General features: G+C 64.6%; 13 protein-coding genes. 8 read left to right on the top strand and 5 right to left on the bottom strand.

Annotated features, from left to right (window positions below):
* The first annotated feature begins 63 nt into the window (after positions 1–63).
* The 3 genes from trpB to PMI20_RS03510 all read left to right on the top strand — a co-directional run bounded on the left by trpB (position 64) and on the right by PMI20_RS03510 (position 2,687).
* Complete coding sequence (gene trpB, locus PMI20_RS03520) at positions 64–1,299, top strand: tryptophan synthase subunit beta (RefSeq protein WP_007926181.1); 1,236 nt, start codon at positions 64–66, stop codon at positions 1,297–1,299.
* Positions 1,299–2,117, top strand: a complete 819-nt coding sequence (gene trpA / locus PMI20_RS03515) for a tryptophan synthase subunit alpha (RefSeq protein ID WP_007926182.1) — start codon at positions 1,299–1,301, stop codon at positions 2,115–2,117. The genes trpB and trpA overlap by 1 nt, the downstream gene beginning before the upstream one ends.
* 114 nt (positions 2,118–2,231) lie before the next feature.
* Complete coding sequence (locus PMI20_RS03510) at positions 2,232–2,687, top strand: anti-virulence regulator CigR family protein (RefSeq protein ID WP_007926184.1); 456 nt, start codon at positions 2,232–2,234, stop codon at positions 2,685–2,687.
* Between the two features lie 33 nt (positions 2,688–2,720).
* Here the strand turns inward: PMI20_RS03510 and PMI20_RS03505 are convergent, their stop codons facing one another.
* Positions 2,721–3,047, bottom strand: a complete 327-nt coding sequence (locus PMI20_RS03505) for a DOPA 4,5-dioxygenase family protein (RefSeq protein ID WP_007926186.1) — start codon at positions 3,045–3,047, stop codon at positions 2,721–2,723.
* Between the two features lie 80 nt (positions 3,048–3,127).
* Between PMI20_RS03505 and PMI20_RS03500 the strand changes: the two genes are divergently transcribed.
* Entirely contained in the window at positions 3,128–3,778 is a 651-nt protein-coding gene (locus PMI20_RS03500) for an NAD(P)-dependent oxidoreductase (RefSeq protein ID WP_007926188.1), read from the top strand.
* 95 nt (positions 3,779–3,873) lie between these two features.
* Here PMI20_RS03500 and PMI20_RS03495 read toward each other — a convergent pair whose 3' ends face one another.
* Positions 3,874–4,824, bottom strand: a complete 951-nt coding sequence (locus tag PMI20_RS03495; RefSeq protein ID WP_007926195.1) for a choline sulfate utilization transcriptional regulator — start codon at positions 4,822–4,824, stop codon at positions 3,874–3,876.
* A gap of 114 nt (positions 4,825–4,938) precedes the next feature.
* Here PMI20_RS03495 and betC point away from each other — a divergent pair, with 114 nt between their 5' ends.
* From betC to PMI20_RS03480, 3 genes are all read left to right on the top strand, one after another.
* On the top strand, positions 4,939–6,453 hold the full coding sequence (gene betC, locus PMI20_RS03490; protein WP_037034763.1) for a choline-sulfatase: 1,515 nt from the start codon (positions 4,939–4,941) through the stop codon (positions 6,451–6,453).
* Between the two features lie 15 nt (positions 6,454–6,468).
* Positions 6,469–7,401, top strand: coding sequence for a choline ABC transporter substrate-binding protein (gene choX, locus PMI20_RS03485; protein WP_007926199.1), 933 nt, complete (start codon positions 6,469–6,471; stop codon positions 7,399–7,401).
* Positions 7,402–7,582: 181 nt separating this feature from the next.
* Positions 7,583–9,151 (top strand): SulP family inorganic anion transporter, encoded by a 1,569-nt coding sequence (locus PMI20_RS03480; RefSeq protein WP_007926201.1) that lies wholly within the window; start codon positions 7,583–7,585, stop codon positions 9,149–9,151.
* Positions 9,152–9,267: 116 nt separating this feature from the next.
* Here the strand turns inward: PMI20_RS03480 and aroE are convergent, their stop codons facing one another.
* Together aroE and hemF are read right to left on the bottom strand one after the other, a co-directional pair.
* The gene (aroE, locus tag PMI20_RS03475; RefSeq protein ID WP_007926203.1) at positions 9,268–10,089 is read right to left on the bottom strand and encodes a shikimate dehydrogenase; all 822 of its coding nucleotides are present in this window, start codon (positions 10,087–10,089) and stop codon (positions 9,268–9,270) included.
* 115 nt (positions 10,090–10,204) lie between these two features.
* Positions 10,205–11,122: an oxygen-dependent coproporphyrinogen oxidase gene (gene hemF / locus PMI20_RS03470; protein WP_007926204.1), complete on the bottom strand. Its 918-nt coding sequence runs from the start codon at positions 11,120–11,122 to the stop codon at positions 10,205–10,207.
* Between the two features lie 168 nt (positions 11,123–11,290).
* Here hemF and PMI20_RS03465 point away from each other — a divergent pair, with 168 nt between their 5' ends.
* Positions 11,291–12,268, top strand: coding sequence for an NADPH:quinone reductase (locus PMI20_RS03465; protein ID WP_007926205.1), 978 nt, complete (start codon positions 11,291–11,293; stop codon positions 12,266–12,268).
* A gap of 80 nt (positions 12,269–12,348) precedes the next feature.
* On the opposite strand, the gene tsaC is transcribed toward PMI20_RS03465, so the two are convergent.
* The gene (tsaC, locus tag PMI20_RS03460; RefSeq protein ID WP_007926207.1) at positions 12,349–12,906 is read right to left on the bottom strand and encodes an L-threonylcarbamoyladenylate synthase type 1 TsaC; all 558 of its coding nucleotides are present in this window, start codon (positions 12,904–12,906) and stop codon (positions 12,349–12,351) included.
* Between the last annotated feature and the right edge of the window lie 157 nt (positions 12,907–13,063).

Genomic DNA, 13,063 nt, shown 5'->3' with positions numbered 1-13,063 from the left:
GGTAGAGTGAACGCCATTGTCTTTCCAGCATTCACCCTTTTGACGAATCACCGGGAGCGCCCCATGAACCAGACCAACCTGCGCAACGGTCCTGATGCCAACGGCCTGTTCGGCGCGTTCGGCGGCCGTTACGTCGCCGAAACCCTGATGCCGCTGATCCTCGACCTGGCCCGCGAATACGAAGCGGCCAAGGAAGATCCGGAGTTCCTCAAGGAACTGGCCTACTTCCAGCGCGACTACGTCGGCCGTCCCAGCCCGCTGTATTTCGCCGAACGCCTGACCGAGCACTGCGGCGGCGCCAAGATCTACCTCAAGCGCGAAGAGCTGAACCACACCGGCGCGCACAAGATCAACAACTGCATCGGCCAGATCCTCCTGGCGCGGCGCATGGGCAAGAAACGCATCATCGCCGAGACCGGCGCCGGCATGCACGGCGTGGCCACCGCCACCGTGGCGGCCCGTTTCGGCCTGGACTGCGTGATCTACATGGGCACCACCGACATCGAGCGCCAGCAGGCCAACGTGTTCCGCATGAAGCTGCTGGGCGCCGAAGTGATCCCGGTGGTCGCCGGCACCGGCACCCTGAAGGACGCGATGAACGAAGCCCTGCGTGACTGGGTGACCAACGTCGACAGCACCTTCTACCTGATCGGCACCGTGGCCGGTCCGCACCCTTATCCCGCCATGGTCCGCGACTTCCAGGCCGTGATCGGCAAGGAAACCCGCGAACAGCTGCAAGCCCAGGAAGGCCGCCTGCCGGACAGCCTGGTGGCGTGCATCGGTGGCGGCTCCAACGCCATGGGCCTGTTCCATCCGTTCCTCGACGACAAGAGCGTGCAGATCATCGGCGTCGAAGCCGCCGGCTACGGCATCGAGACCGGCAAGCACGCGGCCAGCCTGAACGGCGGCCTGCCTGGCGTGCTGCACGGCAACCGCACCTTCCTGCTGCAGGACGAGGATGGCCAGATCATCGACGCCCACTCGATTTCCGCCGGCCTCGACTACCCGGGCATCGGCCCTGAACACGCCTGGTTGCACGATATCGGCCGCGTCGAATACACCTCGGTGACCGACGACGAAGCCCTGGCCGCGTTCCACCAGTGCTGCCGCCTGGAAGGCATCATCCCGGCCCTGGAAAGCGCCCACGCCCTGGCCGAAGTATTCAAGCGCGCGCCGAACCTGCCCAAGGATCACCTGATGGTGGTCAACCTCTCGGGCCGCGGCGACAAAGACATGCAAACCGTGATGCACCACATGCAACACTCTCAACAAGAGCAATCCCAGCAGGAGAAACACTGATGAGCCGCCTGCAAACGCGCTTTGCCGAGCTTAAGCAACAGAACCGCGCCGCCCTGGTGACCTTCGTCACCGCCGGCGACCCGGGCTACGACGCCTCTCTGGCGATCCTCAAGGGCTTGCCGGCCGCCGGCGCCGACGTGATCGAACTGGGCATGCCCTTCACCGATCCGATGGCCGACGGCCCGGCGATCCAGCTGGCCAACATCCGCGCCCTGGAGGCCAAGCAGAACCTGGCGAAAACCCTGCAAATGGTTCGCGAGTTCCGCGCCGGCAACAACGACACGCCGCTGGTGCTGATGGGGTACTTCAACCCGATCCACCACTACGGCGTACCGCGCTTCATCGCCGAAGCCAAGGAAGCCGGGGTCGACGGCCTGATCGTGGTCGACATGCCGCCCGAGCACAACGCCGAGCTGTGCGACCCGTCCCAGGCCGCCGGCATCGACTTCATCCGCCTGACCACGCCGACCACCGACGACGCGCGACTGCCGAAAGTACTGAACGGCAGCTCGGGCTTCGTCTACTACGTCTCCGTGGCCGGTGTGACCGGTGCCGGTTCCGCCACCCTGGAGCACGTGGAAGAGGCGGTGACCCGCCTGCGTCGCCACACCGACCTGCCGATCAGCATCGGTTTTGGCATCCGCACGCCGGAGCAGGCCGCGGCCATCGCCCGCCTGGCTGACGGTGTGGTGGTAGGTTCGGCGCTGATCGACCAGATCGCCAATGCCAGCAGTTCCGAGCAGGCTGTGGAGGGTGTGCTGAGCCTCTGCGCCTCCCTCGCCGAAGGGGTGCGTCAAGCCCGTGTCAACCAAGGGTAAAGTTCCTGATACAGAGGAATTAGCCTCAGAGTCCACAGACTAACCAGCAAGACCAAGGGGTTCAGAACCAGGTTCTGAGCCCCTTTTTGTTGTTCGTGCTCTGAGGAAGACCCGATGAAAATGCCCAAACGCCTGATTGCCGGTCTCGGTGTGCTGATGCTCAGCGCCAGCCCGCTGCTGCACGCGGTCGCGGACCCACGTGACGACCACGACCGCGGCGGCCCGCAACCGGGTCGCTACGACAATCGAGGAGACAATCGCGGGGATGAGCATCGCGGCCCGCAGGCCGATCGTCGCGGCGGCCCGCCCCGGGATTTCGGCCCGGTGCGCGAGACCATTCGCGACAACCACGCCTACTTCGTACGCGGCGCGCCACCGCCCCACGGCATCCATCTGGTGCGCGGCCAGCCGCTGCCCCGCGGCTACTACGGCGAACGCCTGGACAACCGCGCCCTGGCGCACCTGCCGTACTACCCGGGTTATGAATGGCGGCGCATGGGCGCCGATATCGTGCTGATCGCGGTAGGCACGGGGATCGTCTACGAGATCCTCGATGGCGTGTTGTATTGACCGGGGGCTGATGGCGCTTGCTCGCGAAAAAACTCAAAAAATCGACAGGTCCAGCGGCCGGATCGCCCCCATCCAGACCGCATGCTCCGTGTGATCCTTCAGGTCGTCGCCGGTATCGGGGTGCAGGAATACCACCAGCCCGTTGCGATTGAGCGCCAGCCACGGCAACACCTCGCCCAGGTATTGCGGCTCGAACGCCAGCTGGCAGCTCCAGTCCGGGTGCGGGCCGACCGGCCGTTCATGCACCCGCCCCATCTGCAACGGAAACAATTGCGCCGCCTGCTCGCACAGGGCCCGCGCCTGGTCGATGGTGCTGGCGTCAAAATAGACATGGGCGTGATAGCCCTTGATGCGTTGCATGGAACCTCTCATGACAAAGTCGAACCCTGGCGACAGCCCACAGGTCATAACCTTACCAGTGTAAAGAAACGGGCCGCGCCATGAAAAATGCCGAAACCCCGGTGGTCAAACTGGTGCTCTACGGTGCTATGAGCAGCCTGGGTAGCGCGCTGATGGCGGAATTCCTGCGGCGCCAGCATGAAGTCATCGCCATTCTCGACGACCTGACGGCCCTCGCCCCCCTTCCCGGTTTGCGCACCAAATGCGGTGACCTGTTCGATGCCGAGCGGGTCAGGCAAAGCGTGGCCGGAGGCGACGTGGTGGCCTGCCTGCTGGATGCTCCGGGGCTGCCCATGGGCCTTGAACAGCAGGAAAACCTGCTGCTCGAACCCCGGGAGCAACTTCGCGCGGTCGAAGCGCTGATCGCTGGCATGCAGGCCGCGGGCGTCCGGCGCCTGTTCCTGGTGGGGCATTTCGAGGTGCTGGACCAGTCGGAGATGGAAGGCTACCCACACCGCCAGACGGCCGAAGCCATCCTCGACGCGCTGCAAGGCAGCACCTTGCGCTGGACCCTGGTGAATGCACCGCAAAGCACGCCCGGGCTGACCCTGGAGCATTTCAGCCAGCCCGCCGGCAGCCTCCCGCCGAAGCTGGACGAGCCAGTGCAGCGACTCGCCCAGGTGGCTGCCGGCATTGCCGATGAACAGCAGCTGAACCTGCACGTGGGCGAGCATGTGAACTTCGTATGTTGAATCCTTATCGCGAGCAAGCTCGCTCCTACAGAAGGTTATGCGATCCCATGTAGGAGCGAGCTTGCTCGCGATGGCTTCCACGCCAACCCCAAACCTCAGATGGCAATCGACGGCAGGCCCAGCCCGGTCAAAGATTGCGCACTGTCGGCCTGCTCGGCCATCAGCCAGTCGAAAAACCGCTGGATCAGCGCCCCGCGGCGTTTGCGCTGGGGCAGGACCACGTAATAGCCGTAGCGGGAGATCAGCGTTTCGCTGATCGGTCGGCACAACAGACCTTGCGCCAGCAAGTTATCCACAAGGTGGCGCCAGCCAATGCCCACACCCTGGCCACCGATCGCCGCCTGGATCAGCAGGGTGTAGTTGTCGAAACGCAGCTGCCCCGGCGCCGGCGGGGTGGCGATCCCCAGTTCGCGGAACACGCCGCTCCAGTCGAACCAGTGGCTGCTGTTTTCCCCCTTCAAATGCAGCAACGGAAACTCCAGCAGCGACTGGGCGCCGAGAGGCAGCGGCCGCTCCTTGAGCAAGAGCGGGCTGCACACCGGAAACACTTCCTCATTGAACAGCCAATGGCTTTCACCCTGCTTGAAACGCCCATCGCCAAACAGCACGGCAACGTCGATATCGGTGCGCAGCATGTTGTGGCTGCGCTCGCTGGTGACCAGGCTCACATCCACCTGTGGATTGGCGGCGTGGAAGCGATGCAGGCGCGGCATCAGCCAGTAGGCGGCGAAGGCGAAATCGGTGGCCACCTGCAACACCTCGTGCTGGTGCTGAGCAGTGATGGCGCTCAGGCCGCTGTCGATGCTCTGCAAGCCAGCCTGCACCTGTTCGAACAACTGGCTGCCGGCCTCGGTCAGTTCGATGCCCCGGTAGATGCGGTCGAATAGCCGGGTGCCGAGCTGTTCCTCCAGCCGCTTGATCTGCTGGCTGATAGCCGGTTGGGTGGTGCCCAGCTCCACCGCCGCCGCGGTAAAGCTGCGCTGGCGCGCCGCCACCTCGAAGACGCGGAACAGGTCCAGGGATAGATCGCCAAGCGCTTCATACATAAGCTGTGCTTATCCTAGTCATTGCCGTACAGGGGCTTTACCGTGAAAGCCACGGGTTACATCCTCGATCGCAGCACTTTCGCATAACTGCCCACTATGGAATGCCGCGAATACATGAAGCGCAAGAACATTCTTTTCATCATGGCCGATCAAATGGCCGCGCCAATGTTGCCGTTCTACGGTCAATCGCCCATCAAGCTGCCGCATCTGAGCCGTCTCGCCGCCCAGGGCGTGGTATTCGACGCCGCCTACTGCAACAGCCCGTTGTGCGCGCCCTCGCGTTTCACCCTGGTCAGCGGCCAGTTGCCGAGCAAGATCGGCGCCTATGACAACGCCGCCGACTTCCCCGCCGACGTCCCGACCTACGCCCATTACCTGCGCCGCCTGGGCTACCGCACCGCGCTGTCAGGCAAGATGCATTTCTGCGGCCCGGACCAACTGCACGGCTACGAAGAACGCCTGACCAGCGATATCTACCCGGCCGACTATGGCTGGGCGGTGAACTGGGACGAACCGGACGTGCGCCCGAGCTGGTACCACAACATGTCCTCGGTACTGCAGGCCGGGCCATGCGTGCGCACCAACCAGCTGGATTTCGACGAAGAGGTGGTGTTCAAGGCCCGCCAGTACCTGTTCGATCACGTTCGCGAAGACGGCGACCAACCGTTCTGCCTGACCGTGTCGATGACCCACCCGCACGACCCGTACACCATTCCCAAGGCCTTCTGGGATCTGTACCGCGACGAAGATATTCCGCTGCCGCAGACCCCGGCCCAGGACGCGCTCGACCCGCACTCCCAGCGCCTGCTCAAGGTCTACGACCTGTGGGACAAGCCGCTGCCTGTGGATAAGATCCGCGATGCGCGTCGTGCCTATTTCGGTGCGTGCAGCTATATCGACAGCAACGTCGGCAAACTCCTGGAAACCCTGGAGGAAACCGGGCTGAGCGACGACACCATCATTGTCTTCTCCGGCGACCACGGCGACATGCTCGGCGAGCGCGGCCTCTGGTACAAAATGCATTGGTTCGAAATGGCCGCGCGGGTGCCGCTGCTGGTCAGCGCGCCGGGGCAGTTCGCCGCCGGCCGGGTAAGCCAGGCGGTCTCGGCCGCCGACCTGCTGCCGACCCTGGTGGAACTGGCCGGAGGCCAACTGCAACCTGGCCTGGCGCTGGATGGCCGCTCCCTGGTGCCGCACCTGCAAGGGCAGGGCGGGCATGACGAAGTCTTCGGCGAGTACATGGCCGAAGGCACCATCAGCCCGCTGATGATGATTCGCCGCGGCCGCTACAAGTTCATCTACAGCGAAGACGACCCGTGCCTGCTGTTCGATGTGGCCAACGACCCGCGCGAGCAGGAAGAACTCAGCCAATCGCCGCAACATCGCCCGCTATTCGAGGATTTTCTCCGCGAGGCGCGGGCCAAGTGGGATATCCCGGCCATCCATCAACAGGTACTCGCCAGCCAGCGCCGCCGTCGCTTCGTCGCGGGCGCCTTGAGCCTCGGCAAACTGAAGAGCTGGGACCACCAGCCACTGGTCGACGCCAGTGCGCAATACATGCGCAACCACATCGACCTCGACGATCTGGAGCGCAAGGCTCGTTATCCACAACCCTGCCAAAACCAATAACGTAAGGGGAAGAGCATGCAAAGGTTATCCACAGCAGTGACGGCCGCGCTTCTGGCGCTGGGCAGTGTTTCGGTCCCGACCCTGGCCTGGGCCGAACAGGGTTGCGAGACAGTGAAGATGGCCGACCCGGGCTGGAGCGACATCGCCGCCACCAACGCCATCGCCGGTTTCCTGCTGGACGGCATGGGCTACAAGGCCAAGATCGACACCCTGGCGGTACCGATCACCTTCGGCGGGCTCAAGGACGGCCAGGTGGATGTGTTCCTGGGCAACTGGATGCCGGCGCAGCAGGGCTTCTACGACAAGTTCGTGGCCAATGACGAGGTCATCCAGCTGGCGAAGAACCTGGACGGCACCGAGTTCACCCTGGCGGTGCCGGATTATGTCTGGGACGCCGGTGTGCATGACTTCAACGACCTGAATAAGTACGCAGACAAGTTCGACAAGAAGCTCTACGGCATCGGCTCCGGGGCCCCGGCCAACCTGTCGTTGCAGGAGATCATCAAGAAGAACGACTTCGACCTTGGCCAGTGGAAACTGATCGAGTCCAGCGAACAGGCGATGCTCGCCGAAGTCTCGCGGGCGGTGAAACGGCAGAAGTTCGTCACCTTCCTCGGCTGGACCCCGCACCCGATGAACGTGCAGCTGAAAATGCATTACCTCAAGGGCGGCGAGAAGTACTTCGGCGACACCGGCAGCGTCTACACCCTGACCCGCAAGGGGTATGCACAGGCCTGCCCGAACGTCGGCAAACTGCTGAGCAACCTGAGCTTCACCCAGGAAATGGAGAACAGCATCATGGCCGAGGTGGCCAACAAGAAGGTCAGCAACTTTGACGCAGCCAAGGCCTGGATCAAGGCCAACCCGGCAGTGCTGGGCAAGTGGCTGGACGGAGTGAAGACCCTCGACGGCAAGGATGCGCTGCCGGCGGTGCAGGCCAAGCTGTAATACCCATGGTAGGAGCGAGGCTTGCCCGCGATGGGCTACGCAGTAGCCCCAAAAACCTGTGCACGCGGTCCATCTGCAAGACCGAGTCGCCGGCATCGCGAGCAAGCTTCGCTCCTGCAGGTAAGCTTGCCGGCAATGCTTTACCCTGACGCCTTTCGCCCCATCCCGACCGCGAGGACCCATGGCCTGGCCCAATCGCCATTCACTCTTGCCCTTCCTGAGCTGGCTGCCCCGGCAGACCCGCGCCAGCGTCGGGCGCGACCTGCTGGTGGGCCTGAGCGGCGCCATCCTCGCCCTGCCGCAATCGATCGCCTATGCGCTGATCGCCGGCCTGCCACCGGAATACGGCCTGTATGCCGCCGTCGTCCCGGTGCTGATCGCTTGCCTCTGGGGTTCTTCCTGGCACCTGATCTGTGGCCCGACCGCGGCGATTTCCATCGTCCTCTACGCCAGCGTCAGCCCCCTGGCGGTGCCGGCGTCCCAGGACTACATCACCCTGATCCTGCTGCTGACCTTGCTCGCCGGCCTGTTCCAGTGGCTGCTGGGGTTGTTGCGCTTCGGTGCGCTGGTGAACTTCGTGTCCCATTCGGTGGTGCTCGGCTTCACCCTCGGCGCCGCGGTGGTGATCGCCCTGGGGCAGTTGCCCAACCTGCTGGGCCTGGACTTGCCGAGCGAAGCCACCGCGCTGAACAGCCTGACCTCGCTGTTCGCCCATCTCGATGCCGTGGATAAACCCTCGCTGATCCTCGGCCTGGGCACGTTGGTCGTCGGCCTGGCCCTGAAGCTGCTGGTGCCGCGCTGGCCCTCGCTGCTGATCAGCCTGATCCTCAGTGCTCTGGTGGTGTGGCTGTGGCCGGCGCTGTTCGGCCAGGTAAAACTGGTCAGCGCCTTTACCGGCCGGCTGCCGCCGTTCAGCCCGCTGCCGCTGGACCTGGACATGATCCTGCGCCTGCTGCCCAGCGCCGTGGCGGTGGGCATGCTGGGGCTGGTGACCAGCCTGTCGATCGCCCGCTCGCTGTCGGCACGCTCCGAACAGTTGCTCGATGCCAACCAGGAAGTCCGCGCCCAGGGCCTGTCGAATATCGTCGGCGCGTTTTTCTCCGGCTATCTGTCGTCCGGCTCTTTTACCCGCTCCGGCCTGAGCTACGAGGCCGGCGCCTGTTCGCCGCTGGCCGGAGTGTTCTCAGCATTGTGGGTGGCCCTGTTCGCCGTGGCCGGCGCGGCACTGATCGCGCATATCCCGATCCCGGCCATGGCCGGGAGCATTCTGCTGATCTGCTGGGGCCTGGTGGACCACCGCGGCATTCGCGCGCTGTTCCGGGTCAGCCGCGCCGAGTTCGTGGTGATGGGCCTGACCTGTGTCGCCACCTTGCTGTTGGAGTTGCAGACGGCGATCTACGCCGGGGTCCTGGCGTCGCTGTTCTTCTACCTCAAGCGCACCTCGCAACCGCGCGTGCAGCACGGACGCGAAGGCGACGAGGACATCCTGCGGGTCGGCGGCTCGATCTTTTTCGGCGCCAGCCATTACCTGCAAGTGCGCATGCAACGCTGCCATGCGCCGCGCCTGGTGATCGACGCCCGGCAGATCAACTTCATCGACTATTCCGGGGTGGCCATGCTGCACCAGGAAGCCCGCCGCCTGCTGCGGCAGAACCGCAGCCTGACCCTGCGTCGCGCGCGGGCCTCGGTGATCGAAGAGTTGAGAAAGCTCGAAGGCGCGGAGAAATGCCCGATCCGGTTTGAGGATTGATTGCCGGTTGCAGCGCGGTAATAGCGGCGAAGCGTTCGCGGGCAAGCCTCGCTCCTACAGAAACGCTTGCTTCCGTAGGAGCGAGGCTTGCCCGCGATCAACGATGACGCGATCTGTCAGAGCGCCAGCTGGCGCCGCAGCTCCGCCAGCACCGGCGCGGTGTCCGGACGCACGCCGCGCCACAGGAAGAAGGCTTCCGCCGCCTGCTCGGCGAGCATGCCCAGGCCATCCATGGAAATCGCCGCACCGTATTGGCTGGCCCAGCGACAGAAGGCGGTCGGCTCCTTGCCATACATCATGTCGTAGCACACCGTCTGGCCCGGCTCGATCAGGCTGGCGGCGATCGGCGGCACGTCGCCGGTGAGGCTGGCCGAGGTGGCGTTGATGATCAGGTCCACCGGCTCGCGCAACCAGTCGAAACCACTGGCCGACACCGGCCCCAGGTCGCTGAACAGCTCGGCCAGCAGCTCGGCCTTTTCCACCGTGCGGTTGGCGATGATCACCGACGCCGGCTGCTCCGCCAGCAGCGGCTCCAGCGCGCCACGCACCGCGCCGCCGGCCCCCAGCAGCAGAATGCGTTTGCCCTTGAGGCTGAAGCCGGCGTTGACCGTCAGGTCGCGCACCAGGCCCGCGCCGTCGGTGTTGTCGCCCAACAGGCTGCCATCGGCGAGCTTGCTCAAGGTATTCACCGCGCCGGCGCGCTGGGCGCGGGCAGTCAGGCTGTCGGCCAGGCGGTAGGCCTCCTCCTTGAACGGCACCGTGACATTGGCGCCACGCCCGTCAACGAAGAACCCGCGGGCACAGCCGGCGAAATCGTCGAGGGGCGCCAGCAAGGTGGTGTAGACCAGCCGCTGCGCCGTCTGCTCGGCGAACAGCCGATGAATCAGCGGCGATTTGCTGTGGCCGATCGGGTTACCAAAAACGACGTACTGATCCATCCAATAAAACCCTCATGCACATCCCTGTAAGGAACCAGCTTGCTGGCGACAGGGACGCTGCGCTGTTCTGTTCAATCGCATTATCGTCCAGCGCCGGCCAGCCGGCTGCAACGCTTTACGCCAAGCCCGCCAGCCAGTCGCGGTCTTGCAGGAAGTATTCGGTCAGGCGCGCTTCTTCGCTGCCCGGCTCGGCTTTCCAGTCGTAGCCCCAGCGCACCTGCGGCGGCAGGGACATGAGGATCGACTCGGTACGCCCGCCCGATTGCAGGCCGAACAGGGTGCCTCGATCGTAGACCAGGTTGAACTCGACATAACGGCCGCGACGGTATTCCTGGAACTCGCGCTGCTTCTCGGTATAGCCCAGGGCCTTGCGGCGCTGGACGATCGGCAGGTAGGCCTCGAGGTAGGCGTCGCCGATGGCGCGCATGAAGGCGAAGCTGGTGTCGAAGTCCCACTCGTTGAGGTCGTCGAAGAACAGGCCGCCGATGCCGCGCGGTTCATTGCGATGCTTGATGTGGAAGTAGCTGTCGCACCAGGCCTTGTAGCGCGGGTAGACGTCCGGGCCGAAGGGCGCGCAGGCCTTTTGTGCGACGCGGTGCCAGTGCACGCAGTCTTCCTCGTTGGCGTAGTAGGGGGTCAGGTCGAAACCGCCGCCGAACCACCAGACCGGCTCTTCGCCTGCCTTTTCGGCGATGAAGAACCGTACGTTGGCATGGGAAGTCGGCACATGCGGGTTGTGCGGGTGGATCACCAGCGACACGCCCAGTGCCTCGAAACCACGACCAGCCAGTTCCGGCCGGTGGGCGCTGGCGGACGGCGGCAAGCCGCTACCGAATACGTGGGAAAAGTTGACGCCGCCTTTCTCGATCACTGTGCCGTCGGCAATCACCCGGGTGCGCCCGCCACCGCCGGCCGGCCGGGTCCAGGCGTCTTCGACGAAGCGCGTACCGCCGTCTTCGGCTTCCAGGGCGGCGCAAATACGGTCTTGCAGGTCGAGCAGGTAGGCTTTTACGGCCTCGGTGCGGGTAGTCATGGCATCACCTTGAATCGGGCAAAGCTACGCGGCGCCAGGGATACAGCGGGGGGCCTGCGCAAATGGGCGCGTAGCATAACACCGCACAGGGGCCGGTCGCAGTTGACGGCGGTCAAGCATAGGAGTCCGATAAGGCACTTTCGCGACACGACCGAGGAGAGAGTGCAGATGGCCAAACGTATCCAGTTCCGGGCCCATGGCGGCCCGGAAGTGCTTGAGTATGTGGATTACCAACCCGCCGAACCGGGCCCGCAACAGGTCCGCGTGAGCAACAAGGCCATCGGCCTGAACTTCATCGACACCTACTACCGCAGCGGCCTCTACGCGCCACCGGCCTTGCCATCAGGCCTGGGCGCCGAAGGGGCCGGGGTGGTCGAGGCGGTGGGCAGCGCCGTGACCCGCTTCAAGGTCGGCGATCGCGTGGCCTATGGCAGCGGCCCGCTGGGTGCCTACAGCGAAGTGCATGTACTGCCCGCGGACAACCTGGTGCACCTGCCGGACGGCATCAGCTTCGAACAGGCGGCCGGGGTGATGCTCAAGGGCCTGACTGTGCAGTACCTCCTGCGCCAGACCTACGAGCTCAAGGGCGGCGAGACCGTGCTGTTCCACGCCGCCGCCGGCGGGGTCGGGCTGCTCGCCTGCCAGTGGGCCAAGGCCCTGGGGGTGAAGCTGATCGGTACCGTCAGCTCGCCGCAGAAAGCCGCGCTGGCGAAATCCCTCGGTGCCTGGGAAACCATCGACTACAGCCATGAAGACGTGGCCAAGCGCGTGCTGGAGCTGACCGACGGCAAGAAATGCCCGGTGGTCTACGACGGCGTGGGCAAGGACACCTGGCTGACTTCGCTGGACTGCCTGCAGCCACGGGGCCTGATGGTCAGCTTCGGCAATGCCTCGGGAGCAGTGGAGGGGGTCAACCTGGGCATCCTGGCGGCCAAGGGCTCGCTGTACGTCACCCGTCCGACCCTGGGCACCTACGCCAACAACGCCGAGAACCTGCAGGCCATGGCCGACGATCTGTTCGCCATGATCGCCAGCGGCAAGCTGAAGATCGAGATCGGCCAGCGTTATCCGCTGGCGGAAGCGGCGAAGGCGCAGACCGAGCTGTCGGCGCGGCGCACCACGGGTTCGACCATTCTGTTGCCTTGAAATGCTTCGCGGGCAAGCCTCGCTCCTACGGATGTGGGTCGTAGGAGCGAGGCTTGCCCGCGATAAACGACGACGCGGTGTCAGGCCGGACGCACGATCTTGCCGGTCACCAGGTCGCGGATCAGGCTCGGGTTCTTGCGCCCGCCCAGGCTGCCGCCCAGGACCATGTCCAGCTGCCCGCGAAAATATTGCTCGACGCGAATCCGCGTGCGGGCCGCAGGGCGCCCCTGGGGGTTGGCCGAGGTGGAAATCAGCGGCCCCACCAAGGCGCACAACTCACGCACCAGTGGATGATCGCTGACTCGCAGGGCCACGGTGTCGTGGACCCCGGTGACCCATTCCGGCAACAGATTCTGATGGGGTACCAGCCAGGTGTTCGGGCCCGGCCAGGTGCTGGCCATGCGATCGAGCCATTCCTGGGGAAAATCCTCGAAGAGAAAATCGAACTGGCGGATGTTGTCGGCGATCAGGATCAGGCCCTTGTCCACGGAGCGCGACTTGATGGCCAGCAACCGGTCCACCGCCTCTTCGTTCCACGGGTCGCAACCCAACCCCCAGACTGCTTCGGTTGGATAGGCAATCACCGCCCCTGCGCGAATTTCTCGTGCGGCTTGTTGCACACGCCAACTGCTGACCATTGCTGACTCTCCGGATTAAGGCTGTGCGCAGTTTACCGATCCTGCCTATAAAGCCTAGGGTCTGTACGAAAAGTCGGCGAGCGAAGGTCAGGCAAGGCAAAAACAGGCGAGGAAGCGGAGTTTAGGGGCCTAAATGAGCATTCCGAGCCTGTTTTTA

Origin of the sequence: Pseudomonas sp. GM17, assembly GCF_000282175.2 — a bacterium.
Classification (GTDB): Bacteria; Pseudomonadota; Gammaproteobacteria; order Pseudomonadales; family Pseudomonadaceae; genus Aquipseudomonas; species Aquipseudomonas chlororaphis.
This window is presented reverse-complemented; position numbering and strand designations above follow the sequence as displayed.

Coding starts and splice junctions, on each gene's coding strand:
- hemF (WP_007926204.1), bottom strand. CDS start 11,122: ATGACTACCCGCACCGAGGCCGTAAAAGCCTACCTGCTCGACCTGCAA.
- trpB (WP_007926181.1), top strand. CDS start 64: ATGAACCAGACCAACCTGCGCAACGGTCCTGATGCCAACGGCCTGTTC.
- PMI20_RS03510 (WP_007926184.1), top strand. CDS start 2,232: ATGAAAATGCCCAAACGCCTGATTGCCGGTCTCGGTGTGCTGATGCTC.
- choX (WP_007926199.1), top strand. CDS start 6,469: ATGCAAAGGTTATCCACAGCAGTGACGGCCGCGCTTCTGGCGCTGGGC.
- aroE (WP_007926203.1), bottom strand. CDS start 10,089: ATGGATCAGTACGTCGTTTTTGGTAACCCGATCGGCCACAGCAAATCG.
- PMI20_RS03500 (WP_007926188.1), top strand. CDS start 3,128: ATGAAAAATGCCGAAACCCCGGTGGTCAAACTGGTGCTCTACGGTGCT.
- trpA (WP_007926182.1), top strand. CDS start 1,299: ATGAGCCGCCTGCAAACGCGCTTTGCCGAGCTTAAGCAACAGAACCGC.
- PMI20_RS03495 (WP_007926195.1), bottom strand. CDS start 4,824: ATGTATGAAGCGCTTGGCGATCTATCCCTGGACCTGTTCCGCGTCTTC.
- PMI20_RS03480 (WP_007926201.1), top strand. CDS start 7,583: ATGGCCTGGCCCAATCGCCATTCACTCTTGCCCTTCCTGAGCTGGCTG.
- PMI20_RS03505 (WP_007926186.1), bottom strand. CDS start 3,047: ATGCAACGCATCAAGGGCTATCACGCCCATGTCTATTTTGACGCCAGC.
- tsaC (WP_007926207.1), bottom strand. CDS start 12,906: ATGGTCAGCAGTTGGCGTGTGCAACAAGCCGCACGAGAAATTCGCGCA.
- betC (WP_037034763.1), top strand. CDS start 4,939: ATGAAGCGCAAGAACATTCTTTTCATCATGGCCGATCAAATGGCCGCG.
- PMI20_RS03465 (WP_007926205.1), top strand. CDS start 11,291: ATGGCCAAACGTATCCAGTTCCGGGCCCATGGCGGCCCGGAAGTGCTT.